38 protein-coding genes are annotated in these 25,952 nt (G+C 39.1%); 33 read left to right on the plus strand and 5 right to left on the minus strand.

The window, feature by feature from the left end; genetic code table 11:
* Positions 1–4 precede the first annotated feature (4 nt).
* From QQS39_RS07135 to QQS39_RS07145, 3 genes are all read right to left on the minus strand, one after another.
* On the minus strand, positions 5–646 hold the full coding sequence (locus QQS39_RS07135; protein WP_285805632.1) for a hypothetical protein: 642 nt from the start codon (positions 644–646) through the stop codon (positions 5–7).
* Between the two features lie 251 nt (positions 647–897).
* Positions 898–1,395, minus strand: a complete 498-nt coding sequence (ssb, locus tag QQS39_RS07140; RefSeq protein ID WP_285805633.1) for a single-stranded DNA-binding protein — start codon at positions 1,393–1,395, stop codon at positions 898–900.
* Positions 1,388–1,921 (minus strand): HD family hydrolase, encoded by a 534-nt coding sequence (locus QQS39_RS07145; protein WP_285805634.1) that lies wholly within the window; start codon positions 1,919–1,921, stop codon positions 1,388–1,390. Before QQS39_RS07145 ends, ssb begins: the two co-directional genes overlap by 8 nt.
* 185 nt (positions 1,922–2,106) lie before the next feature.
* Here QQS39_RS07145 and QQS39_RS07150 point away from each other — a divergent pair, with 185 nt between their 5' ends.
* On the plus strand, positions 2,107–2,601 hold the full coding sequence (locus tag QQS39_RS07150; RefSeq protein WP_109372913.1) for a hypothetical protein: 495 nt from the start codon (positions 2,107–2,109) through the stop codon (positions 2,599–2,601).
* Between the two features lie 372 nt (positions 2,602–2,973).
* Here the strand turns inward: QQS39_RS07150 and QQS39_RS07155 are convergent, their stop codons facing one another.
* The gene (locus QQS39_RS07155) at positions 2,974–3,663 is read right to left on the minus strand and encodes an XRE family transcriptional regulator (RefSeq protein ID WP_109850091.1); all 690 of its coding nucleotides are present in this window, start codon (positions 3,661–3,663) and stop codon (positions 2,974–2,976) included.
* Positions 3,664–3,760: 97 nt separating this feature from the next.
* Here QQS39_RS07155 and QQS39_RS07160 point away from each other — a divergent pair, with 97 nt between their 5' ends.
* From QQS39_RS07160 to QQS39_RS07215, 12 genes are all read left to right on the plus strand, one after another.
* Positions 3,761–3,976, plus strand: a complete 216-nt coding sequence (locus QQS39_RS07160; protein WP_206449794.1) for a helix-turn-helix domain-containing protein — start codon at positions 3,761–3,763, stop codon at positions 3,974–3,976.
* A 56-nt stretch (positions 3,977–4,032) separates the two neighbouring features.
* Entirely contained in the window at positions 4,033–4,491 is a 459-nt protein-coding gene (locus QQS39_RS07165) for a YmfL family putative regulatory protein (protein ID WP_109850089.1), read from the plus strand.
* An 88-nt stretch (positions 4,492–4,579) separates the two neighbouring features.
* A complete protein-coding gene (locus QQS39_RS07170) occupies positions 4,580–4,789 on the plus strand; it encodes a hypothetical protein (RefSeq protein ID WP_098943307.1) in 210 nt (69 codons plus the stop codon).
* Positions 4,779–4,958, plus strand: coding sequence for a DUF4222 domain-containing protein (locus QQS39_RS07175; protein WP_099659597.1), 180 nt, complete (start codon positions 4,779–4,781; stop codon positions 4,956–4,958). The genes QQS39_RS07170 and QQS39_RS07175 overlap by 11 nt, the downstream gene beginning before the upstream one ends.
* 12 nt (positions 4,959–4,970) lie before the next feature.
* Positions 4,971–6,062, plus strand: a complete 1,092-nt coding sequence (locus QQS39_RS07180; RefSeq protein ID WP_285805635.1) for a phage replication protein O — start codon at positions 4,971–4,973, stop codon at positions 6,060–6,062.
* A gap of 72 nt (positions 6,063–6,134) precedes the next feature.
* Positions 6,135–6,521: a RusA family crossover junction endodeoxyribonuclease gene (locus QQS39_RS07185; protein WP_285805636.1), complete on the plus strand. Its 387-nt coding sequence runs from the start codon at positions 6,135–6,137 to the stop codon at positions 6,519–6,521.
* A gap of 17 nt (positions 6,522–6,538) precedes the next feature.
* Complete coding sequence (locus tag QQS39_RS07190) at positions 6,539–6,739, plus strand: hypothetical protein (protein WP_285805637.1); 201 nt, start codon at positions 6,539–6,541, stop codon at positions 6,737–6,739.
* On the plus strand, positions 6,736–7,761 hold the full coding sequence (locus QQS39_RS07195) for a DUF968 domain-containing protein (protein WP_285805638.1): 1,026 nt from the start codon (positions 6,736–6,738) through the stop codon (positions 7,759–7,761). Before QQS39_RS07190 ends, QQS39_RS07195 begins: the two co-directional genes overlap by 4 nt.
* A gap of 28 nt (positions 7,762–7,789) precedes the next feature.
* Entirely contained in the window at positions 7,790–8,185 is a 396-nt protein-coding gene (locus QQS39_RS07200) for an antiterminator Q family protein (RefSeq protein WP_285805639.1), read from the plus strand.
* Positions 8,186–9,159: 974 nt separating this feature from the next.
* Positions 9,160–9,336, plus strand: a complete 177-nt coding sequence (locus QQS39_RS07205) for a hypothetical protein (RefSeq protein ID WP_231310469.1) — start codon at positions 9,160–9,162, stop codon at positions 9,334–9,336.
* Positions 9,337–9,409: 73 nt separating this feature from the next.
* On the plus strand, positions 9,410–10,432 hold the full coding sequence (locus tag QQS39_RS07210) for a DNA-methyltransferase (protein WP_285805640.1): 1,023 nt from the start codon (positions 9,410–9,412) through the stop codon (positions 10,430–10,432).
* A gap of 195 nt (positions 10,433–10,627) precedes the next feature.
* Entirely contained in the window at positions 10,628–11,218 is a 591-nt protein-coding gene (locus QQS39_RS07215; protein ID WP_109400951.1) for a hypothetical protein, read from the plus strand.
* 85 nt (positions 11,219–11,303) lie between these two features.
* Here QQS39_RS07215 and QQS39_RS07220 read toward each other — a convergent pair whose 3' ends face one another.
* On the minus strand, positions 11,304–11,516 hold the full coding sequence (locus QQS39_RS07220) for a hypothetical protein (RefSeq protein ID WP_109400952.1): 213 nt from the start codon (positions 11,514–11,516) through the stop codon (positions 11,304–11,306).
* A gap of 140 nt (positions 11,517–11,656) precedes the next feature.
* Here QQS39_RS07220 and QQS39_RS07225 point away from each other — a divergent pair, with 140 nt between their 5' ends.
* The 20 genes from QQS39_RS07225 (at position 11,657) to QQS39_RS07320 (ending at position 25,950) form a co-directional block, all read left to right on the plus strand.
* A complete protein-coding gene (locus QQS39_RS07225) occupies positions 11,657–11,926 on the plus strand; it encodes a hypothetical protein (RefSeq protein ID WP_004250558.1) in 270 nt (89 codons plus the stop codon).
* A complete protein-coding gene (locus QQS39_RS07230; protein WP_285805641.1) occupies positions 11,926–12,396 on the plus strand; it encodes a lysozyme in 471 nt (156 codons plus the stop codon). The genes QQS39_RS07225 and QQS39_RS07230 overlap by 1 nt, the downstream gene beginning before the upstream one ends.
* Positions 12,378–12,536: a hypothetical protein gene (locus tag QQS39_RS07235; protein ID WP_285805642.1), complete on the plus strand. Its 159-nt coding sequence runs from the start codon at positions 12,378–12,380 to the stop codon at positions 12,534–12,536. Before QQS39_RS07230 ends, QQS39_RS07235 begins: the two co-directional genes overlap by 19 nt.
* A gap of 2 nt (positions 12,537–12,538) precedes the next feature.
* Positions 12,539–13,003 carry a lysis protein gene (locus tag QQS39_RS07240; protein WP_285805643.1) on the plus strand — a complete coding sequence of 155 codons (465 nt, stop codon included), beginning with the start codon at positions 12,539–12,541 and terminating at the stop codon, positions 13,001–13,003.
* 546 nt (positions 13,004–13,549) lie between these two features.
* The gene (locus tag QQS39_RS07245; protein ID WP_285805644.1) at positions 13,550–13,861 is read left to right on the plus strand and encodes a hypothetical protein; all 312 of its coding nucleotides are present in this window, start codon (positions 13,550–13,552) and stop codon (positions 13,859–13,861) included.
* A gap of 58 nt (positions 13,862–13,919) precedes the next feature.
* The gene (locus QQS39_RS07250) at positions 13,920–14,267 is read left to right on the plus strand and encodes an HNH endonuclease (protein WP_285805645.1); all 348 of its coding nucleotides are present in this window, start codon (positions 13,920–13,922) and stop codon (positions 14,265–14,267) included.
* Positions 14,268–14,480: 213 nt separating this feature from the next.
* Positions 14,481–14,951 (plus strand): phage terminase small subunit P27 family, encoded by a 471-nt coding sequence (locus QQS39_RS07255; RefSeq protein ID WP_285805646.1) that lies wholly within the window; start codon positions 14,481–14,483, stop codon positions 14,949–14,951.
* 3 nt (positions 14,952–14,954) lie between these two features.
* Positions 14,955–16,688 (plus strand): terminase large subunit, encoded by a 1,734-nt coding sequence (locus tag QQS39_RS07260; RefSeq protein ID WP_285805647.1) that lies wholly within the window; start codon positions 14,955–14,957, stop codon positions 16,686–16,688.
* A gap of 9 nt (positions 16,689–16,697) precedes the next feature.
* A complete protein-coding gene (locus QQS39_RS07265; protein ID WP_088495902.1) occupies positions 16,698–16,877 on the plus strand; it encodes a hypothetical protein in 180 nt (59 codons plus the stop codon).
* Positions 16,877–18,106, plus strand: coding sequence for a phage portal protein (locus QQS39_RS07270; RefSeq protein ID WP_023582514.1), 1,230 nt, complete (start codon positions 16,877–16,879; stop codon positions 18,104–18,106). The genes QQS39_RS07265 and QQS39_RS07270 overlap by 1 nt, the downstream gene beginning before the upstream one ends.
* The gene (locus tag QQS39_RS07275) at positions 18,084–18,728 is read left to right on the plus strand and encodes an HK97 family phage prohead protease (protein WP_285805881.1); all 645 of its coding nucleotides are present in this window, start codon (positions 18,084–18,086) and stop codon (positions 18,726–18,728) included. The genes QQS39_RS07270 and QQS39_RS07275 overlap by 23 nt, the downstream gene beginning before the upstream one ends.
* A 13-nt stretch (positions 18,729–18,741) precedes the next feature.
* Entirely contained in the window at positions 18,742–19,950 is a 1,209-nt protein-coding gene (locus QQS39_RS07280) for a phage major capsid protein (protein ID WP_248620128.1), read from the plus strand.
* A gap of 95 nt (positions 19,951–20,045) precedes the next feature.
* Positions 20,046–20,354 carry a head-tail connector protein gene (locus tag QQS39_RS07285; RefSeq protein WP_100159853.1) on the plus strand — a complete coding sequence of 103 codons (309 nt, stop codon included), beginning with the start codon at positions 20,046–20,048 and terminating at the stop codon, positions 20,352–20,354.
* Entirely contained in the window at positions 20,351–20,674 is a 324-nt protein-coding gene (locus QQS39_RS07290) for a phage head closure protein (protein ID WP_248620129.1), read from the plus strand. Before QQS39_RS07285 ends, QQS39_RS07290 begins: the two co-directional genes overlap by 4 nt.
* Positions 20,671–21,111: an HK97-gp10 family putative phage morphogenesis protein gene (locus QQS39_RS07295; RefSeq protein WP_198813431.1), complete on the plus strand. Its 441-nt coding sequence runs from the start codon at positions 20,671–20,673 to the stop codon at positions 21,109–21,111. Before QQS39_RS07290 ends, QQS39_RS07295 begins: the two co-directional genes overlap by 4 nt.
* A complete protein-coding gene (locus tag QQS39_RS07300) occupies positions 21,108–21,443 on the plus strand; it encodes a hypothetical protein (RefSeq protein ID WP_161769481.1) in 336 nt (111 codons plus the stop codon). Before QQS39_RS07295 ends, QQS39_RS07300 begins: the two co-directional genes overlap by 4 nt.
* Positions 21,444–21,508: 65 nt before the next feature.
* A complete protein-coding gene (locus QQS39_RS07305; protein ID WP_036913331.1) occupies positions 21,509–21,976 on the plus strand; it encodes a phage tail tube protein in 468 nt (155 codons plus the stop codon).
* Between the two features lie 2 nt (positions 21,977–21,978).
* Positions 21,979–22,359 carry a phage tail assembly chaperone gene (locus tag QQS39_RS07310; protein ID WP_088495895.1) on the plus strand — a complete coding sequence of 127 codons (381 nt, stop codon included), beginning with the start codon at positions 21,979–21,981 and terminating at the stop codon, positions 22,357–22,359.
* A gap of 41 nt (positions 22,360–22,400) precedes the next feature.
* The gene (locus QQS39_RS07315; protein WP_227335946.1) at positions 22,401–22,664 is read left to right on the plus strand and encodes a phage tail assembly protein T; all 264 of its coding nucleotides are present in this window, start codon (positions 22,401–22,403) and stop codon (positions 22,662–22,664) included.
* 19 nt (positions 22,665–22,683) lie between these two features.
* A complete protein-coding gene (locus QQS39_RS07320; protein WP_285805648.1) occupies positions 22,684–25,950 on the plus strand; it encodes a phage tail tape measure protein in 3,267 nt (1,088 codons plus the stop codon).
* The last annotated feature ends 2 nt before the right edge of the window (positions 25,951–25,952 follow it).

Genomic DNA, 25,952 nt, shown 5'->3' on the forward strand with positions numbered 1-25,952 from the left:
ATTATTAAAGGTAATTATGAGATAACATGATTTTTCTTAGTGCTAAATTATCACCATGAATTTGATGAATAATCATGCATATAATAAAATTTCTACTTTGGTCATCACTTTCTAATACATCTTTAAGTTTACTCATATTTTTTATTATTGATTCTATATATGATGATTCATACATTATTGTGTTAAATAAATTCATGTCGAGTTGTGCTATTCTGGATAAATTTAAGTCTGAAGTGTATTTCCGAAAAAATGGTAAAGTTAATTTTATTTTTATATTATTACGAGATAATTCAAAAAGTCTTTTTTCAACACCATCCATGCTTTCCGTAATGAATATATTATATTTATCTTTCAGTTCTATTATTATTAGATTAATCTCGTTCATCATCTTTCTTGTATTATCTCTTAGTTCTTTTCTATATATGATTTCAAAACTTAATAGCTCATTTTCATTATCTATTTTTCTTGTGTTTTCTTGCGTTTTATAAATATAAATAGTAGCTAAAATACTAAATGTCGATGTGAAACTAAAAAATGTTCCCCATCGACTGCCACTATCAATATCCCAAATAAAAAATATACTAATGGATATAATAATAAATAACACCATAAAAGAAATGGTAATTATTATCTCGTTTTTAGACATAACTTCTCCTTATAAAAAGATAGTGTATTGTATCTGCATCAGTAAAAAATACATCTACCACAACTTCTATAGTTCCAGTGTATCTGCAATTTTCGCATGTAACTTTGTTACTATTGTAAAATCAACCTTCACTACCTTTTTCTATTTGTAATATTGTTTGTTTTATATCACATTTTCCATAACAGCTAATCTATAGTGCATTTTTGAAAATTTTTATATCTATCTCTGATTTGCATCTTTGAAAATGTCCTTTAAATCACGTTAATTAAATGGTGCGGATACATAAGCCCAATCGGTGCGAAGGGAATATCATCCTCAAAATCCATTGGTGGCTTATTGCTTTTGGCTTGAGATTGAGCTGGTGGCAGGCTTTGCTGTGCCGGTTGTGAACCTACTGATTTACTAGCGCCACCTAGCATCTGCATCGAACCACCAACTTTTACAACAATTTCAGTTGTATAGCGTTTAACACCGTTATCATCCCATTCGCGTGTTTGTAGTTGGCCCTCAATATAAATTTGAGAGCCTTTGCACAAATAGCCACTGGCGATATCTGCAAGTTTTCCAAACAAAACAACACGATGCCATTCTGTTTTTTCGCGGTTTTCACCCGTTTGTTTATCACGCCATTTTTCACTTGTGGCCACAGCTAAATTGGCAACAGCACCACCAGAGGGAAGATAACGAATTTCAGGATCACGACCTAAATTGCCGATAAGAATTACTTTGTTTACTGATCCGTTAGCCATTTTCAGTTCCCTTATAAAGTTCATTAAAACGGCGGAGGAATAAGGCTTTTGCTTGTGGTGGTGTTAGTGGGTTAACAACAAAATCACTTGCTGGAATACCTTCAAGCATTAACCAGTTACTACCCATATCAATTTCTAAATCACGTTTTTCTGTGGCTAGCATCATTAAGTCAGCAAAATGAACCGCATCAGATTTAGATTCAGGTAGCCCAAATTTTTTGCGGATTATCTTTTCCACACGTAATTCAATTAATTTATATTCAGGCAATAGCTTTTTAAGCGGTAATGGCAGATCTTTTACATAGGCTTCACTGGCATCATGAAGTAGGGCCTCTAAAGCAAATTCAGGTGCAACTAAATAACTTGCATATACAGAATGCTGAGCAACAGAATAGAAATTATCAATCTGACCATTAAAACGACATTCATTAGCAAGGCCACTGGCAATATCTTGAATATCTATATCCTCGATCCGTACATCGAGATAATAGAAATGTTTATTTGTTGCTGTTGCAATATAAGACATTATTCTCTCCACACAATTTTTAGGTAATAAGAATTCCTCTCGAATTAATCGAGATTAAATTTCCCTGGTGTTGCTAATAAAAAATAAAAATGGATTCACACTTCAAATATTGTGCCTGATTATTTTGCCACCTCAGGCGGTGGTGGTAATCTTGGAAGTTCCTACACAACCAAGAGAATATTAAGATGTTAGGTTTTAACAGAGCATTACAACTAAGAATTCTAGAAGTTGCAGTACAGGATTATCCCAATACAATTCAACCTGAAAATATACCGACAGATCTTTCTGACATTGATAATGATATTTTATTAAAAAATATTGCATATCTTAGTGAAGAGGAAATGATAACCGGCGGAGTAATTGATGTAATGGCTGGTGCATTTCCTGAACTTACATTAGTAAAAGCTACTAGACATGCTGTAAATTTACTTACAGAGGAAGGTAGTATATCCACCTCTCTCAAAGTGATTACTGTCAGACTGCATGATGAAACATTAAATGAAATTCGTGATTTCATTACTTTAAACGTTCCTGACCCAGAAGAAAGGAAAGGGTATTTGCAGCGCTTAAAAGAGCTTCCCGCTGACGCCACAAAACACATCGTGCTTCAACTATTGGGTAAGGGGTTGAATCAGATACCGGACGCAGTTCAGTGGCTACAAACAGTGCTCCGTTCTTAACAAATTCAGATTCTTCACTATGTTTTACAAACTTAAGCCAACCGACGGTTTTATGTAGTTCTAACCAAAAATCTTCATAAATATTGTCGGTTGACAGAGTTAGCGCGTTCTTATGAAAGACTAAGGCATAGATCCTGATATTTTGTTTTTCATTAGTAGTATTACTCACGCCAATTTCCCTCCACACAATTGTTTCTCTTCACTCGTTCTCTTCACACATAAAAATCATTTACTTTGTATACAAACTTGCTATCTGAGATAACAATAATGCAAATTTGCATATTGCGCAATATTAATTTGCGAAATTTACAAATAAGCAAGCAAAAAAAAGCCTGAAATATGTTCAGGCTGTTTATGCAAATGATAGTTTTGTTATGCGTGGCGTCTATATTCGTGGCTTTGGCTGATTAAAACCTTCCCATGAACACAAAATCTATGCTCATTTGAACTATTTATTTTCCACTGTGTATATTTAGGGTTATCAGAGAGAACAATTATTTCATCGGGAACTATCTGAAGGCGTTTTACGTGTATGTTTCCATCAAAAGAAAACACATAAATACCATCACCATCAATATAATCTATCGAAATATCAACAAAAATAAGGTCGCCGGGCTCTATTGTACCCGACATGCTATCACCACGAACATTGATAACTTTTACTGAGTGCGCAGGGCGAGAACCAAATAGTAACCTAGCTTGCTCTGTATCATATTCAATGGAATGAATGACATCTATGACATCACTTGTTCTCACGCAACCAGGTCCTGCACTCGCGCTAATATCAAGTAGTTGCACTTTATAAAGATCCTCGTTTATTACGTCATGATTCAAATCACTGTGTTTATATACAGTATGATTATCACCATCTGAAAATAAATCAAGTAAAGATATTGATAGTGCGTTAGCAATTTTTCTTAATTGTTGTTCAGTAAACGATTTTTGTTTACCTGTTTCAAGACGAGACACATTACCCGGATCGCTATCAATAGCGTTAGCCAGCTCGGCAATTGTCATATTCCGCTCTAAGCGGATTGATCTGATTTTTTTTCCTATTTCCATGCCGTAATTACAAATCCTTTTTGCGTTATTTGCAAAGTAAATTGCGCAAATTGAGTTGGTGTTATATTATGCTTAAAACGCAAAATTAGGAGGCGTAATGCAAACACCATTAAGAACTTTGCGAATAAAGCAAAATCTTACGTTAAGTAAAGTAGCTGAAGCTGTTCAAATTGATGTAGGAAATCTTAGCCGTATTGAAAGAGGCGCCCAAAAAACCTCATTAGAGGTCGCAGAGCGACTGGTTGCTTTTTTCAACGGTGAATTAACAGAAATGCAAATTTTATATCCGAAGAAGTTCAGCAATCACAAATAAGTTACTTCTTATTCTCTGAATTTGTAACTACAAGAATTTATCAATGGTGGTAGGAAATGAGTAACCAATCAATAAAACAGGTAGTGAAAGAAATGTGTGAGGCAACAGCTGGTGGGCGTGAGGCAATGGCTGGAGCACTGGGTCTGTCTTTAACGTCATTCAATAACAAGCTTTATGAGAAAAACGGTTGTCGCTCATTTGATTTAAATGAGTTGTTAGCGATGCAAGATATTTCTAAGACCGTTTTATTTGCTGAATTTGTCGCTCGCGAATCAAATCGTTTACTCGTTGACAGAATTAGTCCGGCTGAACTGGATGAGACGGAATTGTTTGCGCTGCGTAGTGGTGTTGACGAAATGCAGGGGCGTTTAGCGTTATTTATGAAAGATAGCTTGGCTGATGGCGTTATTGATAACGAAGAAGAGCAAAAGATAAAAATGATGCTGGATGGATTAATTTCACAGATCCGCACATTTATGAATGCGTTTGTTTCGTTGCATCAAAAGAGAAATTAAAGATGGCTATATCCAGAAAGGGTGAAGCCAAAGGTGTACGGCCTCTGGCTTCGGTTTGCAAATTTCAATTGTGTGAAGAGAAATTAGCATGAGTAGATTAGCGCATTTAATACCTAAAAAGCAATTCCGTTGTTTACCTGTCTCGGGTAGTCAGTCATTTCGCTATGTAGAAATCATAGCGTCTGACGAACAACCAGACAACTACAAGAAACCTGCATATTTGGTAGATAGACAGTCGCTTAAAAAGGCATGGGCTGATTTTTATTTTTCAAGTGGAGAGCGGGGCAATGAGCAATGAGAACCCAAACCAACTTGATCGCTACTACAAAAATCACAGGGGTATCGTTGTTCATGTTGTTCGTTATGACAGAGAAAAACAGCGAGTCATTTTTATGCTGGATGGTTGTGACGATCCGCAATGTGAACCCTTGCAACGATTTAAAGAGAAGTACACACGTATTAAGTAATGAGGTGGCAAGATGAGTTTATTATTACTAAAAAGTCGCCCTTTAGTCGTTATTCCTGAATTAGCGGTACGTCTTGGTTTAAATGAGGCAATGCTGTTACAGCAAATTCAATATTGGCTAACTGAAACTACTTCAGGTGTTGAATATGACGGCTCACGCTGGATTTATAACACAGTCGAAGAGTGGAAGAATCAATTTCCTTTTTTCTCTGAATCAACGATTAAACGTGCTTTTACTAATTTGAAAAAGCAGGGCGTTTTACGCATCGAGCAAATCAATAAATCGAACCATGACCGTACTAATTATTATGCGATTAACTACGATCACCACTTGCTGACCGATGAGGTCAATATGACCCAATCGAACAGTGATAACTCATCTAATCGAACAGTTCAAAATGACCTTATCGATAAGCGCAAATTGAAATCTTCAAACAGTTCAAAATGCGCTGCTCTGAACGGGTCAAAATGGCCTGTTCTTACAGAGAATACAACAGAGATTACTTCAGAGAGTACAACAGAAACAGATCATTCGTCGCAGAATTCTGGCGAATCCAGCGACCAGCCGAAAAATGATTTTTTAACTCGTTATCCCGAAGCCGTGATTTACAGCGCTAACTTCCAAAAATGGGGTGATGAAGGTGATTTGAAAACAGCAAAATGGATGTTTGGTCGTGTTAAAAAACTAAATCCATCCGCGCTAGAGCCTACTTGGTATGACTGGGCGAACGATATTCGTTTGATGCGTCAAATCGATGGACGTACTCATGAGCAAATTTGTGCCTTGTTCGATTGGGCCAACAAAGATTCATTCTGGCACCAAAACATTTTAAGCCCTCGTAAATTACGTAAACACTTTGATGAGCTGATCGTGCGTAGCCAAAAGCCAAAGGATGAGCCAAAGGTTCAAGTTGATACCGTTGAACGTGACAGCGCATTCTCACGCCTGATTGGCTCTCGTTCTAAACCTCAAAACCGTATTGAAGAGATCGCACTTGAATTAGCGGGTAAGACAGGTATTCGCCGTATGAGTGAGTTTTCTGGTCGTCAAGCATGGAACAGCATTTGGAAACAAGCGACTGAAATGTCGCAGGAGGTTCAGTAATGCTAACTAAATACATTTTGTTTGTTGGGTTTTGGTTTGTAGTGACATTACTGATTGGCTTATGGGGGACTTATGCCTGAACTCATGCTCACATTGCCATTTCCACCTAGTGTGAACACCTATTGGAGAAACACAAAGAGAGGAACCTTGGTCAGTGCAAAAGGGCGAGCCTTTAGAGCAAATACGATTGCAGCAGTCTATGAACAATTAAAGCGTAGACCTAAAGCTATTGAGAGTGATTTGTTTGTTTCAGTGAAATTATATCCACCAACTAAGCAAGCTAGAGATATTGATAATTTCTTAAAAGCACCTTTTGATGCGCTTACTCATGCGGGTGTATGGGGCGATGATAAACAGATTAAAAAAATGGATGTTGAATGGATGGACGTTATTAAAGGCGGGAAGCTTGAAATAACCATTCGTCAGCATAGTAAAAGCGTGATGTACGGTCACGAGTAAAAGTGGAGAGAAATAACATGAATGGATTAATTGTTATTGATGAAATTTCGACCGCTCCTGAGATCACAGGAGCGCCTATTTCTACTGCTAGATGTTGTCAGCTTGGAAAGGACATGAGCAGTCCTAATAATCTTCGTGAAATCCAACCCCATTTCTTTGAGAGTAAAACAGATGAACTGATCCGCATGGTGATGTTGAATAAACAGGTGAGTGCATGAAATTATTATTAACTCCCTACATTCAACCTGAACTGGGCGTTGTATTACTTAAACCAGGCGCTGAATTACTCGAGCAATTTAAGAAGCACCATCGTGTGATTATCAGTGATGTGCCTAAAAGTTTAGATGTGTTGCCCTCAGGTGCATTAACGGGTGATGAACAGCCGATTTTAAACAATAAGCACATTGTTCAATTTCTTAACAGCAAAAAAGTGATTCACACAATTGATAAAGTGGCACCAATGGATACATGGGTTATCCGTAATATCAAATGCTGCCAGATTGATAATGATGTAGATAATTACCATCACCATGAATTAGTGACGACCTTTCACGAGGCTGGGGTGATCCGCACCTGTTGGCATCATGATAATCATATTCGAAATTCATCTGCTGGGTGGGTTGCTGAATTAGCTCATAAAAATCGTATCAATTGGATGCTAGACACTGTTCGTTTTCGCTTGAGATTAGATAGTGCCCATCAGCTGACGATACCTGATTTTTTCTCATTTGCGGTTATGCATAACTTGGTCGGTGAATTACCAGAAGCGATATTACGTCAGATTTTGAGTTGGTCAGATAAACAAGAAGAACGCAGAGTGCATGGCGGTTTTTCTGAAGCTGACATTATCCCTAGTAACGTAACCGCATTATCTGCAATGAATGAGCGTCTAGATGCGATAAAGCCGGTTATTAAAGTATCTGTCGATCCGGAGCCACCAGCGTCATTTCTCCTGAAACCTAAAATGCAACGTTGGGAAAGCTCCGACTGGCTCCAATGGGTAAAGACTCAACCGTGTTGCGTGTGTGGGAAACAGGCTGATGATCCGCACCATATTATAGGGCATGGCATGGGCGGTATGGGAACGAAAGCTCACGACTTGTTCACTATTCCATTATGTCGCATTCACCATGACGAGTTACATCGCAACCCAAAACAATGGGAAGCCATTCATGGCAATCAACTCGAATTGTTATTTCATTTTTTAAACCGTTCATTAGGCATAGGTGCATTTATTTAACGTGTGTACGGCACGAGGAGTATTAGGCATGAGAGATATACAGGAAGTTTTATCGCGTTGGGGAGCGTGGTCAGCGAATGAGGGGGATAGTGTGGATTACTCACCAATAGCTGCAGGGTTTAAAGGATTATTACCAAGCACAAATAAGAGTCGCGTTTCTTGCTGTGATGATGATGGGATAATTATTGATTCAGCGGTTGGCCAATTAATAAAAGTAGGAAGAAAAGACGAATACGATTTGATAGAAAAACATTATATAAAGAATATTTCAAAATCAGCAATCGCAAGGGATATGAAGTGTTCAGAGGGTAAAATTAGACAAAAACTTATGATAGCTGAAACCTTTATTGATGCTTGTTTAATTATGACTGGTGCAGTTTTAGAAATGGATGAATGGACAAATAAAACAACAATTGATAGTTAAATGCTTTTCGTTACGAATTTTGGGTGCTAATGTGATAAGAGTGAATACGTTGTCACCTAACTTATAGGATGAAACCTCGCTTCGGCGTGGTTTTCTTTTTTCATGCGTTCCTTAATTACTTTTATCTTATTTATGGTCATTAGAAATTTTAATAAAAAAAGGGGAAATTAATTCCCCTTTGGATATATTATTTTTTTTCAGTATTAACTGAAATATAAAGCCTTGTGTTAAATGAGCCAACGGATAAACTCCAATTAGCTTTCACCTTTATCTTCATGAGTTTCATGAAATATGAGAGTAAGGATAAAACTAGCATGCACAGATCCTAATTATGGTCTCTTTACTTAGGCTGGATAAGCGACTAATATTCTCAGTGACAAAGAAAAGTGCTAGTAACGAATAAAAGAGACATCATTATTCATAGCCTTTTATAGAAGCCCGCTAGGACTGGTACTCTTAGCGGGCTTTCTTGTATCTAAGATAAAGAGTTATTAGCTACTAAGCAAGTGTACAAATCTGACTGTTCCTGTGGATAAATATTGGGTAACTTTTTTAAAAATATATATAACTATATGTAAATTAGAATAAATAATCTTTGTTTGTTGCCCGTAATTAATTAAAGTCTATTTGTGAAAATGTGATCGTTTGATGTTTTATTAAACCAATATCTTGTAAGCAATCCAACTATTCATAGGTACCATGAAGAAAAGAGGGCGCAAAGAAATGTTAATGAAGATAAATGAGTCTAAATTAATTGCAAAAGAACAACTGACTAATATGCATTATAATTCTAAATATTTGGATATAACCTGTAGCACACCTTCATCAACTATACGTTGGACGACTAAAAGATAATTTGACGTTTTATTATAAAAAGAAGATAAGACTTGCTGTTCTATTTGGTCAGAGTTACATGTGTAGTTATGCACGATAACTGACCAAAGGTATAAAATATCATGTTAAAACAGTATGATATGACAACGCAGGCAAGTTGTGTACTTGAAACAATCTCAAAAAGTGATTGGCAAACAGTACAAGCAATTTCAAATCAAACTGGACTAAGTAATGAAAATTGTGAGTTTCTATTAACTCAGTTTGAAATAGCAGGGTTTGTCGCAAAGCAAGGAAATAGCTATATGCGTACAGCCTAAAAAATATAAAGAATTTATAAAGCTGGTGGCTTGACAGTCATCGGCTTTTTTATTGTGTAGAAAAGGACTTCTGATGCAACTATTTAACGACGACGCACTCTCTGTATTAAAAACACTACCTGATAACAGCATTGATTTAATCGCGACGGATCCACCTTACTTTAGAGTGAAATCGTGTGCATGGGATAATCAGTGGGATAGTGTTGAGGCATATCTGTCTTGGCTTGATGAGGTATTAGCAGAGTTCTGGCGGGTATTAAAACCCAATGGCAGTTTGTATTTATTCTGTGGCTCTAAATTGGCGTCAGATACTGAATTGCTAGTTCGTGGGCGATTTAATGTATTAAGTCACATCATTTGGGCTAAACCCTCAGGTCCATGGCGACGACAAAATAAAGAAAGCCTACGTGCCTTTTTCCCTTCAACAGAGCGAATACTCTTTGCTGAACATTATCAAAAACCAGTCACAGCTAAAGGTTCTGAATTTTCTTTAAAATGCAAAGGGCTAAAACAGAACGTATTTAAGCCTCTGATTGATTATTTTAGAAATGCTCGTTTAGCACTGCAGGTAAGTTCAAAAGAAATAGACCAAGCAACAGGTAAGCAAATGTGCAGTCATTGGTTTGGTAGTAGTCAGTGGCAATTACCTAGCGAAGAAGACTATAAAAAGTTACAAACACTGTTTACACACATTGCTGATAAACAAGAAAAACTATCACTGTTATCTCGTCACTTTAGTGAGTTAGAACGAGAGCAATTTACATTACAAAAAGACTACCAAGAGTTAATAAAAGAATATGGTTTATTAAGACGGCCATTCTTTGTGACTGCAGATGTTCCTTACACCGATGTTTGGACTTATCCCCCTGTTCAATACTATCCCGGCAAGCATCCTTGTGAGAAACCATCAACCATGATGGAACACATTATTCGCTCTAGCAGTTGTGAAGGGGATTTGGTTGCTGATTTCTTTATGGGATCAGGGGCAACACTAAAGTCAGCATTAAAGTTAAATCGTCGAGTTCTTGGAGTTGAACTTGAGAAAGTGCGCTTTGAACAAACAGAGCAAGAAATAAAAGCATTAATTTGTAAGTAACTTTTACAGATTTAATTATCAGGTAGTTAGAATATAAAGGACTATTTAAATAGATTCTCTTTTAGATGAAAAATATTATTGTAAACAGTATTATACTGATTGAAATATATAAAAGTGTTCAATGTATAAATATTGGTATTAGCTGTAATGTATAGCTTTTATACTTAATAATAGTAATCTTAAATGGATATAATAATGTCTAATTCCACTGAACAAATAACTAATACTCTATCTGTGATAATTAAAGAATTACCTAAAATATTGGTATCAACATCTTTTTCATGGGAAACAGTGATTAGTTCTTTTTTTGCTGCTCTAATTCCATCGTTTATTGCTTGGTATGCATTAAAAAATAATTATAGACTGGCGGAATATCAAAATACATTAAAAGCTAAAGATGAATGGGTTATGGAATTTCGCAACACTTTGGCTGGGTTTGTAACTGATTCAACAATATTAATTGCAAATATAGAATTAAATTGTGAACTGCGTAGAGGAAGCTGTATCGGATCAATAAAAAGATCCTATGAATCAGAGAGAGATGTTGAGTTTGGGGTACAGAAATTACTTTTACTACTAAGTAAACATGATGAATATGAAGCAAAGTTTTCAACTTTTGTTATTAATGTAAATAATTTAATTCAAGAATTAAAAAAATACGCCCGCTTAGATGCTGATCTTGTGGACTGTCTTGATCGTTTGTTAGTGAAACAATTAAGAATTGAATTAAGAAATATTATGATTGAATCAAGAGAAGTTATTATAGCAAAGTACAAAAGAGATTAATTTGTTTCATGGTAGAGAAGGTTATCAGGATAAGCTTTTTTCTTCTAAAACAGGCTATCACTGTAGCCTGTTAAGTATGATGAAATCATTCGTCAATTATTTTGAAATTTTTAATGTAGTTACTTGTTATTTGATTAGGAAATTTTTGCAAATTTTTTATAAGTAACGCCCTATCATCTGTTGGTAAATTATTGACTAAAAGCGTTATTATTAACTTTAAAACACTAATTTCTTCTAATAGTTCCTCTTCTGTTTTTACGTTAGAGGTAAAATTATAATTTACATTTTTTGTTGTCATTTAATTTCTCACACCGAAGTAAATCAGCCATTCCTCCGGTTAATTACATTGGGCTGACCTATCACTTTAACTTAAGTTTAATGTTTTCACGTTTAACTTACTCACATTAATCATCAACGGACACTCCGTAGGGGGTGTATATGCGCATGGACAAATTAACCAATGCTACCTACGGAACGGCTGGCTTAACTGCCTTTTTTGCAAGTCTCTCATTGTATGAATGGGGATTTGTAATAGGGATGGGATTTAGCATGCTTCTTGGATTAGCAACTTATTTGATGACACGACGAGAACAGCGAAAACGAACAGCATTATTTGCTGAATTGGTTCATCGAAATTGTTCTAGTGATCCGCGAGAAATCGAAAAAATAGTCGGTGAGATGCTGACTAAAGCTAAAAAGGACATCTAATGAACCTAAAACAAAAAGTGACTGCTGTTGCGAGTGCTGGTGCTGTAAGTATTGCGATAACAGTGATTGGTTATTTTGAAGGTGTTCGCTATGAACCTTACCGAGATGTTGCTGGTGTTCTGACGGTTTGTTATGGCCATACTGGGAATGACATTATTCAAGGCAAGACATACACACAGCAAGAATGCGACGAATTACTTCAGAAAGACTTTATCAGAACGCAACAGCAAGTTGATGTCCTGGTTAAAGTACCAGTAGATGATAAAACAAAAGCTTCTCTATATTCCTTCGCATTCAATGTCGGCACTTCAGCTTTTGCACGTTCTACATTGCTAAAGAAATTAAATGCAGGTGATCAGTATGGTGCCTGTGAAGAAATGAAACGCTGGGTTTATGCAGGTGGCAAGGTATGGCGAGGGTTAGTCAGTCGTAGAGAGGCGGAGTCAGCACTATGTCATGGAAACCTTTAATTATCGTTATCAGCTTTATTCTTGTATTACTCATTACAGTCGCTGGTGGCATTTATCTCTCAATTGATAATTTATGTGTTAACGATAAAGCCAGTTTAGAAAAGCGCTGTCAGATAGCTCTCTCACATCATCGGTACTAATTATGAAGTATTGGAAATTTTACATTGTCGTTGTGATAGTGGGGATTGTTGCTGGTGGGTGTGTGCTGATTAATACACAAGCTAAAAAAATTAACATACTGGTAGAACATAACAAAGAGCTGACTACCACACTCGAAGAGCAAAAGGCTATCAATACTGACTATCAAGTACGCATAGAGCGACTAAATCAACTTGATACAAGACACACACAGGAGCTTGTTAATGCAAAGAATGAAATTAGTCGCTTGCGTGATATTAGTGAGCGTAATCCTGAACGGGTGTATATCAAATCCGAGTGTCCAAAGAGCACCCGTAATTCCACCTCCAGCATGGATGATGCAACCACCGCCCGACCTACTGACACCGCTATCAGAAATTATTGGTTACTCCGAGAGCGAATTGCACAGTCAGAGCAAATGATTAAAGGGTTGCAGGATTACATTAGAACGGAGTGTGGTAGGGAGTAATTATGTCTAACGATTACACATCAGCTTTCCTTATTCTCGGTATTGTATGTGCAGTGCTCGGATGGGGAGCAATTGAAGGTCTGATTTATCTCTGTAAGTGGATTTTTTAGATAAGAAAGCAATACGGGAAATTGAAGTAAGTAGATAAAAAGAACCCTGTGAGTTTGGGCGCTCACAGGGCTTTCACTAGTATGTGTGAAAACAATAGATTACCAATATCCAGTAAGCCAATCTGTTAATAATCAACGTAAGTTTTTAGAAAACAATCGCCTCGCTCAATAGAGGGGCTTTTTATGCGCCGCATTGTCGCTGTCTCCTATGTTAGCTATGACCTGCATTTCCTCACAGTGAGCGCATAGTGAGAATCAAAAACAATGAATCCACTCAGTTCTAGTACGAGTAGCAACGTCAGCTATGAGAGAAGAAACGGCGTGACAATGGAGAGACATTATTAATTCTACAAACGTCATTCATTGAGTGGCGTTGATAGAGTTTATATAGATAGCCATCAGTTAATAGCTGGTGGCTTTTTTATTGGAGAACATTATGTCAGATGATCAGATTAACTATGATGCGATAGGTCGTGATGTGTATCTATCCAGAAGAATACATTCTTTAATTAAAATCAGACAATGTGAGTTAAAACATATTTCCGTTTTAATAAATGAGTATTGGAATCCTTACAACGATCAACGTAATGAATACATGCTCTTTGATTGCAATGAAGTTCCAGTGTTAATTGAATCAATTCAATCTATCGATAATCAACTTAAAGAATTGCTTCCAGAACAGAATAAGTGGGCCAAGATTGCAGGTGGTGAACCTATTGTTATTGAGGGATTAAACGATGTCAGATAACACTATGCAATTAAAATTCTCAGTAGATACATCAGGTTAATAGACTAAAGGAAATCGCATGCCACCTCGCATACCTCGCGCATGTCGTAAACAGGGATGCGCCAAGACAACAACAGAACGTAACGGTTACTGTGAAGATCATCAGAACTTAGGATGGGAAACCCACCAGCGTGGTAAGTCTCGTCATCAACGTGGTTATGGTACCCAATGGGATAAGTTACGAGCACGTATACTCAAGCGTGATAAGTATCTGTGTCAAGAGTGCTTAAGAGCAGGACGAGCCACTGAAGCAAAAACGGTGGACCACATCATTGCTAAAGCACATGGGGGTACCGATGCAGAAGACAATCTGCAGTCGTTATGTATTCCATGTCATAGAACTAAGACAGCAAAAGAAAGAATCTAATATAAAATACAACCTATTGATATATAACAATAAAATAAAGTTATAAAAATATTTAATTTCATATTGAAATTATAACGTATTGGTAGGAGGGGAGGGTCAAATCTCTACCTCTCTCGCCCTATAGGACCGCCCCCTTACCTCTTTTCACATCACCGCAGGTTAGAAAACTTTTTTTGGGGAACCCCAAGCGATTATTGATAGGAGATTTCTATTATGGCTGGACCGCCTAAAACCCCGTCACATCTGCAATTGGTGAGGGGGAACCCATCAAAACGACCGATTAATAAAAAAGAGCCAAAACCGCCAAAAGGGGTACCCCCAACTCCGAAGCATTTCACTAAGCAAGGTAAGTACTGGTTTAAGCGTATTGCTGAAGAACTTGATGCAATGGGTGTCATGAGTCAGATGGATGCTAAGGCATTGGAATTACTCGTCGAAGCTTACACTGAATATCGACATCATTGTGATGTTCTCGATGAAGAAGGCTATACCTACAAAAACAATACAGAAAGTGGATTGATGATAAAGGCGCATCCATCTGCTGCAATGAAGGCAGACGCATGGAAACGTATTCGCGCCATGTTAAGTGAATTTGGTATGACTCCCGCTTCTCGAGCAAAAGTCACGATGAACACTCCTGCCGAAGAAGATCCTTTTGAGGTATTTTTGAAAAAGCGCAAATGATGAATGGCAATCGTAGCAGATGGAATTCAGTACGCCGAACAGGTAGTGACTGGAGAAATTGTTGCGTGCGAACTGGTACGTTTAGCGTGCCAACGGTTTTTGAATGATTTAGAGCATGGGCCTGAGCGTGGCATCTATTTCATTGAAGATCGCGCACAGCACATACTCGATTTTTACAATTTTATTCCTCATGTCAAAGGGGCATTGGCCGGTAAGCCCATTGATTTAATGCCTTGGCATATTTTTATCTTAATTAATATTTTTGGCTTTGTTATTCCGTTAATTGATGAACAAACGGGTAAAGAAGTTGTAGATGAAGACGGTGATGTTGTCTTTGTCCGTCGTTTTCGCACCGCTTACAACGAAGTTGCACGTAAAAACGCAAAATCCACATTGTCATCAGGGATTGGGCTTTATATGACAGGTGCTGATGGTGAGGGCGGTGCCGAAGTTTACTCAGCAGCTACGACGCGTGATCAGGCTCGTATCGTATTTGAAGATGCGAAGAATATGCTGAAGAAGTCCAAAGCGACACTAGGTCGTTTATTTGAATTTAATAAACTCGCTATCTATCAAGAAAGAACCGCCTCTAAGTTTGAACCTCTTTCCAGTGATGCCAATAACCTTGATGGTTTAAATATTCATTGTGGCATTGTTGATGAATTGCATGCACACAAAACTCGTGATGTGTGGGATGTATTAGAAACCGCCACCGGTGCGCGTCTGCAGTCTCTTCTTTTTGGGATCACCACTGCGGGTTTTAATAAGGAGGGGATTTGTTACGAACTACGAGATTACGGTATTAAAGTGCTTCGTGGCCAAGTGGATGATGACTCGTTTTTCGCGATTATTTACACCTTAGATAAAGACGATGATCCCTTTGATGAAACTGTGTGGCAAAAAGCGAATCCGGGTCTCGGTGTTTGTAAGCGCTGGGATGATTTACGCCGTTTAGCCAAGAAAGCCAAAGAGCAGGTTTCTGCACGGATTAACTTCTTCACCAAACACATGAATATTTGGGTCACGGCTGAATCTTCATGGATGGATATGATGAAGTGGGATAGTGCTCCTGAACTCGCATCACAACAAGAATTACAAACTTATCCGTTATGGGTTGGTGTTGACCTTGCTAATAAAATTGATATTTGTGCGGCAGCTAAAGTATGGAAACAGCCCGATAACGGTCATGTTCATGCTGATTTTAAGTTTTGGTTACCCGAAGACCGACTTGAGCGTTGTTCTAAACAAATGGCGGAGCTTTACCGCAAATGGGCTGATATGGGGTATCTCGAATTAACTGATGGTGAAGTTGTCGATCATGCTCAAATTAAAGAAGAAATCATTGAATGGGTGACTGGCGAGAACTTAAACGAACTGGGTTTTGACCCGTGGAGTGCGACACAATTTAGTTTATCACTGGCTGAAGAAGGGTTACCCCTTGTTGAGGTTGCTCAAACGGTGCGTAATTTTTCTGAATCCATGAAAGAGATTGAAGCACTGGTTTATGCGGGTAAGTTTCATCATGGCCAACACCCTGTTATGAACTGGATGATGTCGAACGTCACGGTTAAACCGGATAAAAATGACAATATTTTCCCTAATAAATCAACCCCTGAAGCCAAAATAGACGGCCCTGTTGCACTATTTACAGGCATGAGTCGATTATTGGTGAATGGTGGAGATCAGGAACAAAACCTCTCTGATGTCCTCGCTTCTCGAGGCTTACGCTCTCTCTAAGGAAATTTAATGAAATTTTTAACAATAACAGCCTTATTGGTTGGGATTGCGGGTGCCTTTTTGTTGTCATGGGGCGCTTGGTTAATCTATCTACCGATGGGCTATATTTGCGCGGGTTTATTGTGCCTTTTATGGTCATACCTTGTTTCAAGAGCGCTTGGACAACCTAGAAATAACAAGGAGGAATAATGTTTTTCCCTGGGTTATTTCAGAAATCTCAGAAAGAGATGACCTCATCAGAACTGAGTGAGTTAATTGGATTGTCTTATGACACTTATTCTGGTCGAAGAGTGAGTACACAACTCGCTATGCAACTGACTTCTGTATTTAGTTGTATTCGTGTTCTTGCAGAATCGGTAGGGATGTTGCCATGCTCTTTATATGAACAATTAGAAAGAGGAAATAAACGCGCCACCAAAGAACGGTTACACAAATTACTGGCGGTTAAGCCCAATAATTACATGACACCTCAAGAGCTTTGGGAACTATTAATTGCCTGTTTGTGTTTAAGAGGGAATTTTTATGCTTATAAGGTGTACGCCTTAGGCGAAGTGGTTGAATTACTACCTCTCGATCCTAGTTGTGTCACACCAAAATTAAATAGCCAATGGGAGCCTGAGTATCAGGTGACATTTCCAAATGGTAAAAGTGAAACACTGACACAGCAAGAAATCTGGCATGTGCGGATTTTTACTCTTGATGGTTTAGTGGGGTTAAGCCCAATCGCGTATGCACGTCAGGCTATTGGTTTGGGATTAGCCACCGAAGAGCATGGTTCGCGTTTATTTGGAAACGGTGCGGTGACAAGTGGTGTATTACAAACGGATCAATATCTAAAAGATGATGCTTACGAAAGACTGAAATCTGACTTCGGTGAACGGCACCAAGGGTTAGCCAATGCACACAAACCGATGATTTTAGAAATGGGGTTGAAGTGGCAACAAATCAGTTTATCGGCTGAAGATGCGCAATTTCTTGAAACACGAAAGTTTCAGTTAGAGGAAATTTGCCGTATTTTTCGTGTTCCCCTTCACATGGTGCAAAACACCGATCGCGCCACATTCAATAACATTGAAAACTTGGGTATTGGTTTTATTAACTACTCACTTGTTCCCTACCTTATTCGTATAGAGCAACGTATTAATGCAGGGCTAGTAAAAGCCAGTAAGCAAGGGACTTTTTATGCCAAATTTAATACTGGCGCTTTATTACGTGGTGATATGAAATCGCGATTTGAAGCCTACTCAACAGGCATTAACTGGGGGATTTATTCGCCTAATGAATGTCGTGAACTCGAAGAGTTAAATCCTCGTGAGGGTGGTGATATTTATCTCACACCGATGAACATGACCACTAAACCAGAAACCCAAAAACAAGAGGAGAAAGCGCATGCCGATGACGACCAAACAACGGCTTGATGTGCCATTGAAAATTAAGTCTGTTAGTGACTCTGGCGAGTTTGAAGGCTACGGCTCCGTTTTCGGGGTAAAAGACAGTTATGCCGATATTGTGATGCCGGGGGCTTTTCTTAATTCCCTGAGTCAGTGGAAAGAAAAAGGTTCATTACCCGCCTTACTTTGGCAACACCAAATGGCTGAGCCTATTGGTATTTATACCGAGATGCGAGAAGACAGCACCGGACTCTATGTAAAAGGTCGTCTGTTAATTGATGACGACCCGTTATCTAAACGTGCACATGCTCATATGAAGGTCGGATCACTCTCCGGCCTTTCTATTGGTTACATTCTTAAAGATTATGAATATGACCGCAGTAAAGATGCTTTTCTACTGAAAGAAATCGACCTATGGGAAGTCAGCTTAGTGACATTTCCTTCCAATGATGAAGCGCGAGTCAGTGATGTGAAGTCGGCATTTGCTCGTGGTGAATTACCCACACAAAAAAGTATTGAGCGAGTCCTGCGCGATGTTGGGCTTTCGCGAACACAAGCTAAGGCTTTTATGGCCAAAGGCTACGATGCACTTTCTCTGCGTGATGTTGAGCAAGAAGCATTAGAAACATTGAAATCTATTTTTAAATAATAAAGGAAAAATTATGCCTATTGATCATAAAGATGTCAGTGAAGTTGCTCAGGAATTAAAAGGTCAGTTTGACGAATTTAAAAAGTCGAATGACAAACGTATCGATGCGATTGAAGCTGAAAAAAGTAAGTTATCAGCAACCGTTGATACCTTAAATGAAAAATTATCAGAGCTGGATGAATTAAAAAGCAATTTAGAAGCTGAGCTCGCTTCGGTAAAACGTCCAGATGGTAACGTGACGAATAAAGATGTCTCTGAGCATAAAACTGCGTTTGAATTATTTGTGCGTAAAGGTACCGATGATGGGCTTGCGGAATTAGAGCGTAAAGCAATGCAGGTCGGTTCAGATCCTGACGGCGGCTATGCAGTACCCGAAGAACTGGATCGTAATATCATTACGGCATTGCGTGATGAAGTGGTTATGCGCCAAGAGTGTAATGTGATTACGGTTGGCACAGAGAAGTTTAAACGCCTGATTAATCAAGGTGGCACTAATAGTGGATGGGTGGGTGAAGTGGATAAACGCCCTGAAACCAGCACATCAAAACTCGCGTCTATTGAACCGTTCTGGGGTGAAATCTACGGTAACCCTGCTGCTACTCAAACTATGCTCGATGATGCCTTTTTTAATGTTGAGCAATTCATCACCAGTGAGTTAGCCACAGAATTTTCAGAGCAGGAAGAAGCGGTATTTACCCACGGTGACGGTATTAAAAAGCCTAAAGGACTGTTGGCATACGGCAGTGACGATAAAGGCGACAAAGAACGTGAATGGGGTAAGTTACAGCATTTGTTATTGAAAAAACCGACAGAAATCACTGCGGATGAAATCATGAAATTGATTTACACCATGCGAAAGGTTTATCGTACAGGTGCTAAATTTATGATGAATAACAATACATTATTCCAAGTTCGCACACTGAAAGATGCTCAAGGTAATTATTTGTGGCAACCCGGTCTGCAATTAGGGCAACCTTCAGCATTATTAGGGTATGGCATTGCAGAAAATGAGCAATTTTCTGATGTATCTGCTGATGCTGTGCCGATTGCTTTTGGTAACTTCAACCGCTGTTACACTATTCTTGATCGTATTGGTGTTCGTATGTTACGTGACCCATACACTAACAAACCGTTTGTCCATTTCTATACGACGAAACGCGTTGGCTCTATGTTGGTTGACAGTAATGCTGTGAAGTTACTGAAAGCTGGAGCCACTAAATAATCTGAGTTTATGTATCTCAGTTTCATATATACCGCTTAATTGCGGTTTTTTTGTGCCTGCGATCGGGATAGGTCGCAGGATTTATTGGAGGTTTCATGGCATTTCCAACTATCGATGAATTGAAACGCCAATGTTATATCGATGGTGATCAGGATGATGATTTACTTCAACAAAATCTATTATCAGCGATAGCCGAAGTGGAAAGATTAACAAACCGAAAATTGTATGATGATGAAATACCTGAAAATGATCATTATGGCTTACTTCTTTCCGAAGATATAAAAATAAGGCTCATGCAAATGGTTGGTTTTTGGTATGAGAATCGTGAAGGTCAATCACTCCCCGAGTCGCTATGTAATGCATTGCGTGAATATCGTATCAGACCCATGCGAGGGCAATCATGAAAGCAGGAAGATTGCGTCAAACTGTCATATTTCAACAGAACGTACCCATTAAGTTACCTTCAGGGCAACTTAAAAAAGAGTGGGTTGATATCGCTTCAGTGCGATGCGAAGTAAAACATCTTTCTGGTCGTGAGCTGATATCCGCTAATGCTGAAATGTCAGAGGTTACTGTTAGAGTGTGGATGCGTTATCGACCCGATATTAACAGTACCTGCAGAATGGTTTGGCGTGAGCAAATTTATGATATTCAGTCAGTCATTCCTGATGAGAAATTGACTCGATTAGAATTGCTATGTAAACAGGGAGTTAAACAACCATGAATTTGGATTTCTCCGATCTACTCGACTTATCAAGAGAGTTAGATGTTTTAAGTCGAGCTGAAAGTCATCAAGCGATGCGAAAAGCAACCAATGCGGCCGCAATGTTATTACGTGATGAAATCAGAACGTCCGCGCCACGAAAGACAGGAAAATTAGCACGAAATATAGTGACCCGTAATCACAGAATGCGCAATAAAGGCGAGGTTTCTTCAGGCGTTTATGTTCGAGGGAGTAACGCATCAGGCACAAACAGTGATACATCCATGAAAAGTGATCATCCTAACAATGCCTTTTATTGGCGCTTTCTTGAAGAGGGCACTTCTAAAATGGCGCCGAGGCCTTTTATACGTCCCACTTTTGATCGTGAATCGGATAAGGCAGCCAATTTAGCCATTAGCGAATTAAATAGAGCGATTGATGAGGCGCTAGGAAAATGACAGAGGCGGATATCTACGCAATTTTATCACCTGTATTACCTGATAAAGTTTTTCCGTATGTTGCTCCACAATCAAGCCCTGCAATAACAGCGCCTTGGTGTGTCTTCTCTTTGTACGATGTCAAAGGTGATGTACTGAAGGGGCAAGCCGAAACGATGACGAATATTCAGGTTGATGTTTATGCCGATACGATTGATGAGGCGAGAAAGCTTCGCTTGTTATTTGCTAATGCATTAACAAAATTAAGCCCTGTTGAAATTTCAGAAAAACAAGGCTACGAGCCTGATACAGGATTGTTTAGAGCAACATTTGAATGCCAAGTTTGGCAGTAGCATCGCCTTATTATTCACACTAAAGCCACCTTCGGGGGGTTTTTTTATGCCAATAGGAAATGATCATGTCTAGTAAATATGAAAAAACACAAGGCACTAAAATCAGTGTCTCGAAATTACCCGCAACAGAAGTTAATCCAGCTGATGCGGTATTTTTAGGGATTTCTTGTTCAACAAAAGAGATCAGTTATACCGGTGGGCAGAAATCAGATATTGATGTCACCACGCTCTGCTCTGAGGAGCAAGAAGTTACCAATGGATTATCCGCACCTGCAGAACTCACCATTAATGGTAATTTCACCGATGATGAAGGCCAAGAAACATTACGTACCGCGTATGAAAATGATGAAGTTCATGCATTTAAAGTGGAGTTCCCTTCAGGTATTGGCTATGCCTTTTTAGCCGAAGTGCGTCAAAACAGTTGGAGTGTTTCTACTTCGGGTGTGGTTTCCGCTTCATTTACCCTACGTTTAAAAGGTAAATCTAAGCCGATTAAAAACGGGACTGTTAATTTAAATAAAGGTAGCGAATAACCATGAAAAAACCGTCATTAAAATCACTGGCTTTAAGTGAAAAGAATGCCTTTCGCACAAAGAAAGTGAATGTTGCTGAATGGGAAAATGCGGTCGTCATGCTTCGTGAACCGTCATCACCTGCATGGATGAAGTGGCGTGAAATTATTCATCATGATAATGCTGAAGATGAACATTCGTTATCTGACATTGAAATTGCACAACGTAATTTACGTGCCGATGTTGTGATGTTTATTGATGTGTTGCGTGATGAAAACGGGGATGTCGTTTTTGATGAATCAGACATCAACGATGTGATGGCTATTTATGGCCCTGTGCATTCTCGTTTATTAAAACAAGCGCTCGATTTAACTATTTCGGTTGATGATGCAGAAAAAAAGTAGCCCAGCCTGATACTTTCTTTTTAATGACATTGGCGCTCCGCATGGGGCGCACTCTTGACGAACTCACTCGCCAAATGAGCTTGAGTGAACTTCGGATGTGGATGGCTTTTGATCGCATTAATCCTATCGGTGATATTCGTAGTGATATTCAAACAGCACATATCGTTTCTTCTATTTATCACTCTCAAGGCGGTAAATGCACGCTTTCTGATGTGCTTTTACGATGGGATCCCAAAGCAACCCAAGAAAGTGATGATAGTTCTAATGGGTTAGAGAATTTCTTTCAGTCTATTTCAGAAAATTAATTATTTTTGCGAGGATAAAATGGCAAAACTGCGTGAACTGATTATTAAAATTTCTGCTAATTCTTCCTCGTTTCAATCTGAAATAGCGCGGGCTTCGCGTATGGGAGAAAACTATTATCGGATCATTGAGCAAGGCGGACGACGCGCCAGTGGAGCATCTCGTGAAATGCAACGCGCTATCCATGATCTAAATGGTGAATTATCGTCCATTAAAAATACCGTATCAGGCGTTGCGGGTGCATTTGCAGGGGCTTTTGCAACACAGCAACTTATCAATTATGCAGACACATGGAGTCAACTCAGCGGTCGATTAAAATTAGCGTCTACGTCGATGGAAGATTTTAAGCAAGCACAGCAAGAGTTAATGACGCTGAGCCAAAGAACGGGCACATCGATTGCAGCGAATACGAATCTATACAGCCGTGTTGCACAATCCATGCGTGATGCGGGTTATGCCTCAAGTGATGTTGCGAAAGTCACCGAAACCATTGCAACTTCATTAAAACTCTCTGGCGCCAGCGCTGAAGAAACCAGCTCTGTTATTACACAGCTAAGCCAAGCATTAGGTTCGGGAGTTCTTCGTGGTGAAGAATTTAATGCTGTCATGGAAAATGGTGGGCGATTAGCAAAAATGCTGGCTGATGGTATGGGAACGACGATTGGTGGTCTGCGTGAAATGTCGCAAAGCGGACTACTCACGATGGATAAAATTGTTCCTATCCTGACGAATACGCAACAGTTACGTGCTGAATTTGAACAATTGCCAGCCACGGTAAGTGGGTCTGCACAGAAGATTGAAAATGCGTTCATGGCATGGATCGGCAATGTTAATGAAACATCAGGTGCAACGCGTATATTGTCAACTGTAATGGAGGGGATCGCGAACAATATTGATGCTATAGCCTCTGTTTCTGGTGTGTTAATTGGTCTAGGATTGGCTCGCTATTTTGGTGGTCTGACAACGAGTGTGGCAAATGCAACCATTGGGGTTGGGCGTGCAACTAAAAGCGAAATAGCTCATGCTCAAGCTCAATTGAACGGAATTAAAATTGCAACAGCAAGATCAAGAGCAACTGTCTATCGCGCTCAACAAGCCGTATCTGCTGCACAAAGTGTCGAGCAACAGGTATTAGCTGAGAAAAGATTAGCGCAGGCTCAGGCAAAGTTAGATAGAAATATTGCAGCTAGACGTATTGCTCAAGAAAATCTTAATAGAGTGACATCAACAGGTTCTCGATTGATGAGTGGCGCGATGGGGCTAATTGGAGGTGTTCCAGGCTTAGTGATGGCTGGGGCGTCTGCTTGGTATATTATGTATCAAAATCAAGAGGAAGCGAGGCGCTCTGCTCGAGAATATGCCGAAACTATTAATCAGGTACAAGAGAATTTAAGAAAGATGTCTCTTTCTGATGTGTCTGATAATTATGACAAAACAAATGACTCACTCATTGAGCAAAATAGGCTGGTTGCTGAGCAAAAAGGTAAAGTTGATGATCTAGAGAAACAAATTAGAGGCTACCAGCAGATACTTGCATCACCTGGACCCAAGATGGGTGATTTCATGATAAATCATCTAACTAGTGAGGCTGATGTTGTTAATCAATTAGCTGAAGCTGAAAAAGACCTTGCAGCAGAAAAAGAACGACTCATTCAAATGCAAGAGAAATCTACGGGGATTCAGTCAGCATTGAAAAACATTGAAGAACAAAGAGTATTTTTAATTCGACAACAGGCTTCAGAGCAAAATAAAGCTCATCAAGCCTTGTTGTTTATGAATGCTGAGCAAACGAAGTTCAATCAGATCATGAATATTGGTAACAATATGCTCGCTACTCGGCAGGCACTCGTCAATATTCCTATGCGTATTCCTAATGCACCATTAGATGATAAACAGCAGACGCTAATAAATAACTCTGAGCGAGATAAAATTCTCTCTTCATTAACGGGTGAAGCTAGAGTTATTAAACAGGCCGAATTTTCTGCCGATGATGTAGGGTTAACCAACACGCCAGAGCATGCCGAAAATCGCCAGAAATATATTAATAACCTAGTGACAGCTTTTCAAAATAGAGAAAAGCTAAATGAATCTCTTAAAACAGGAAAGGCAACACAAAGCGCCTATGAAAAAGCGCAAAAAGAAGCTGAAAGAACCGCAGAACAATATGAGCGGAAGATAGCAGATTTAAGTGTGGCAACAGAGGTTCAGAAGGTTAGGGCTTCACAAGGCGAAAAAGCCGCTTCTCTTTATGCAGCATCACATGAAAATGGGGCTAAATGGACTGATAAGCAAAGAGAAGCAATTGAACGCTCGTCTGTTGCTCTCGCAGAATGGACGCAAAAAGCAGATGATGCCGTCAAAAAGCATCGTGATATGGAAGAGGCTCGTAAAAAACTGCAAGAAGCCACAGTCAAATTTAACGATGAAGCTACGTTAGCGATCCAAACTAACAGCATGAGTTCAAGAGAAAAAAGCTACTTTGAAGAAAGTCAACAAATAGACCGTATCTACAATGAATCTGCAAAGAAAACAGAAGATATTGAAGCCAGGTCTAAAGCATTAGATGCATTAGACCTTAAGTATAGAAATATAGCGCTCGCTGAATCTGACTGGACCGCAGGTATAACGCGTGGAATGAAAGATTGGGTTCAAGAAAGTGGTAACTATGCTGCTCAAACAGCCTCTGTTGTTCAAAATGCAATGGGAGGAATGGTTGATACTATCAGCGATAAACTAAATGGTAATAAAGCCAGCTGGAAAGATTGGTCTGTTAGCGTGTTGAAATCTATTCAGAATGTACTCATTAATGCGGCAATCGTGAATAGCCTGAATACAATGGCCGGTGCTGGTGGCTGGATGGGCGCTGTTGGTGGATTTTTAGGTGGTGTTGCCCACGCTAAAGGTGGGGTACATAGTTCAGAAAGCCTTGGTTCTTATAGTAATCAAATCGTTAGCTCACCCACTTATTTTGCCTTTGCTAAGGGGGGCGCGCCTAATCTCGGACTCATGGGCGAGGCAGGGAGTGAGGCTATAATGCCATTAACTCGAACTGCAGATGGCAACTTAGGGGTTAGAGTTGTTGGTGGTAATAATCAAGGCGCTCCTTCAGCACCACAGGTTTACATTACCATTGACGGTAACGGTAATTCAGAAACTCAATCAACGAATGGATTCGAGCAGTTTGGTGCGGAGATTGGTCGATTTGTTGATAGCCGTTACCGAGAGTTAATGTCTAAAGATATTAGGCCGGGTGGTTTAATTTGGAATGCAACTCGAGGAGGCCGTTAAAA

This window comes from Proteus appendicitidis, from assembly GCF_030271835.1.
GTDB lineage: Bacteria > Pseudomonadota > Gammaproteobacteria > Enterobacterales > Enterobacteriaceae > Proteus > Proteus appendicitidis.

What these genes read in the sequence shown, in the direction of transcription:
- QQS39_RS07265 (WP_088495902.1), top strand. Translation starts at nt 16,698, where the DNA reads ATGAAATTTTTAACAATAACAGCCTTATTGGTTGGGATTGCGGGTGCC.
- QQS39_RS07260 (WP_285805647.1), top strand. Translation starts at nt 14,955, where the DNA reads ATGGCAATCGTAGCAGATGGAATTCAGTACGCCGAACAGGTAGTGACT.
- QQS39_RS07175 (WP_099659597.1), top strand. Translation starts at nt 4,779, where the DNA reads ATGAGCAATGAGAACCCAAACCAACTTGATCGCTACTACAAAAATCAC.
- QQS39_RS07240 (WP_285805643.1), top strand. Translation starts at nt 12,539, where the DNA reads ATGAAGTATTGGAAATTTTACATTGTCGTTGTGATAGTGGGGATTGTT.
- QQS39_RS07285 (WP_100159853.1), top strand. Translation starts at nt 20,046, where the DNA reads ATGGCATTTCCAACTATCGATGAATTGAAACGCCAATGTTATATCGAT.
- QQS39_RS07280 (WP_248620128.1), top strand. Translation starts at nt 18,742, where the DNA reads ATGCCTATTGATCATAAAGATGTCAGTGAAGTTGCTCAGGAATTAAAA.
- QQS39_RS07255 (WP_285805646.1), top strand. Translation starts at nt 14,481, where the DNA reads ATGGCTGGACCGCCTAAAACCCCGTCACATCTGCAATTGGTGAGGGGG.
- QQS39_RS07305 (WP_036913331.1), top strand. Translation starts at nt 21,509, where the DNA reads ATGTCTAGTAAATATGAAAAAACACAAGGCACTAAAATCAGTGTCTCG.
- QQS39_RS07230 (WP_285805641.1), top strand. Translation starts at nt 11,926, where the DNA reads ATGAACCTAAAACAAAAAGTGACTGCTGTTGCGAGTGCTGGTGCTGTA.
- QQS39_RS07185 (WP_285805636.1), top strand. Translation starts at nt 6,135, where the DNA reads ATGCCTGAACTCATGCTCACATTGCCATTTCCACCTAGTGTGAACACC.
- QQS39_RS07165 (WP_109850089.1), top strand. Translation starts at nt 4,033, where the DNA reads ATGAGTAACCAATCAATAAAACAGGTAGTGAAAGAAATGTGTGAGGCA.
- QQS39_RS07250 (WP_285805645.1), top strand. Translation starts at nt 13,920, where the DNA reads ATGCCACCTCGCATACCTCGCGCATGTCGTAAACAGGGATGCGCCAAG.
- QQS39_RS07195 (WP_285805638.1), top strand. Translation starts at nt 6,736, where the DNA reads ATGAAATTATTATTAACTCCCTACATTCAACCTGAACTGGGCGTTGTA.
- QQS39_RS07245 (WP_285805644.1), top strand. Translation starts at nt 13,550, where the DNA reads ATGTCAGATGATCAGATTAACTATGATGCGATAGGTCGTGATGTGTAT.
- QQS39_RS07205 (WP_231310469.1), top strand. Translation starts at nt 9,160, where the DNA reads ATGACAACGCAGGCAAGTTGTGTACTTGAAACAATCTCAAAAAGTGAT.
- QQS39_RS07200 (WP_285805639.1), top strand. Translation starts at nt 7,790, where the DNA reads ATGAGAGATATACAGGAAGTTTTATCGCGTTGGGGAGCGTGGTCAGCG.
- QQS39_RS07315 (WP_227335946.1), top strand. Translation starts at nt 22,401, where the DNA reads ATGGGGCGCACTCTTGACGAACTCACTCGCCAAATGAGCTTGAGTGAA.
- QQS39_RS07210 (WP_285805640.1), top strand. Translation starts at nt 9,410, where the DNA reads ATGCAACTATTTAACGACGACGCACTCTCTGTATTAAAAACACTACCT.
- QQS39_RS07295 (WP_198813431.1), top strand. Translation starts at nt 20,671, where the DNA reads ATGAATTTGGATTTCTCCGATCTACTCGACTTATCAAGAGAGTTAGAT.
- QQS39_RS07220 (WP_109400952.1), bottom strand. Translation starts at nt 11,516, where the DNA reads ATGACAACAAAAAATGTAAATTATAATTTTACCTCTAACGTAAAAACA.
- QQS39_RS07270 (WP_023582514.1), top strand. Translation starts at nt 16,877, where the DNA reads ATGTTTTTCCCTGGGTTATTTCAGAAATCTCAGAAAGAGATGACCTCA.
- ssb (WP_285805633.1), bottom strand. Translation starts at nt 1,395, where the DNA reads ATGGCTAACGGATCAGTAAACAAAGTAATTCTTATCGGCAATTTAGGT.
- QQS39_RS07150 (WP_109372913.1), top strand. Translation starts at nt 2,107, where the DNA reads ATGTTAGGTTTTAACAGAGCATTACAACTAAGAATTCTAGAAGTTGCA.
- QQS39_RS07290 (WP_248620129.1), top strand. Translation starts at nt 20,351, where the DNA reads ATGAAAGCAGGAAGATTGCGTCAAACTGTCATATTTCAACAGAACGTA.
- QQS39_RS07155 (WP_109850091.1), bottom strand. Translation starts at nt 3,663, where the DNA reads ATGGAAATAGGAAAAAAAATCAGATCAATCCGCTTAGAGCGGAATATG.
- QQS39_RS07320 (WP_285805648.1), top strand. Translation starts at nt 22,684, where the DNA reads ATGGCAAAACTGCGTGAACTGATTATTAAAATTTCTGCTAATTCTTCC.
- QQS39_RS07190 (WP_285805637.1), top strand. Translation starts at nt 6,539, where the DNA reads ATGAATGGATTAATTGTTATTGATGAAATTTCGACCGCTCCTGAGATC.
- QQS39_RS07170 (WP_098943307.1), top strand. Translation starts at nt 4,580, where the DNA reads ATGAGTAGATTAGCGCATTTAATACCTAAAAAGCAATTCCGTTGTTTA.
- QQS39_RS07300 (WP_161769481.1), top strand. Translation starts at nt 21,108, where the DNA reads ATGACAGAGGCGGATATCTACGCAATTTTATCACCTGTATTACCTGAT.
- QQS39_RS07225 (WP_004250558.1), top strand. Translation starts at nt 11,657, where the DNA reads ATGCGCATGGACAAATTAACCAATGCTACCTACGGAACGGCTGGCTTA.
- QQS39_RS07275 (WP_285805881.1), top strand. Translation starts at nt 18,084, where the DNA reads ATGACGACCAAACAACGGCTTGATGTGCCATTGAAAATTAAGTCTGTT.
- QQS39_RS07160 (WP_206449794.1), top strand. Translation starts at nt 3,761, where the DNA reads ATGCAAACACCATTAAGAACTTTGCGAATAAAGCAAAATCTTACGTTA.
- QQS39_RS07235 (WP_285805642.1), top strand. Translation starts at nt 12,378, where the DNA reads ATGTCATGGAAACCTTTAATTATCGTTATCAGCTTTATTCTTGTATTA.
- QQS39_RS07180 (WP_285805635.1), top strand. Translation starts at nt 4,971, where the DNA reads ATGAGTTTATTATTACTAAAAAGTCGCCCTTTAGTCGTTATTCCTGAA.
- QQS39_RS07135 (WP_285805632.1), bottom strand. Translation starts at nt 646, where the DNA reads ATGTCTAAAAACGAGATAATAATTACCATTTCTTTTATGGTGTTATTT.
- QQS39_RS07145 (WP_285805634.1), bottom strand. Translation starts at nt 1,921, where the DNA reads ATGTCTTATATTGCAACAGCAACAAATAAACATTTCTATTATCTCGAT.
- QQS39_RS07310 (WP_088495895.1), top strand. Translation starts at nt 21,979, where the DNA reads ATGAAAAAACCGTCATTAAAATCACTGGCTTTAAGTGAAAAGAATGCC.
- QQS39_RS07215 (WP_109400951.1), top strand. Translation starts at nt 10,628, where the DNA reads ATGTCTAATTCCACTGAACAAATAACTAATACTCTATCTGTGATAATT.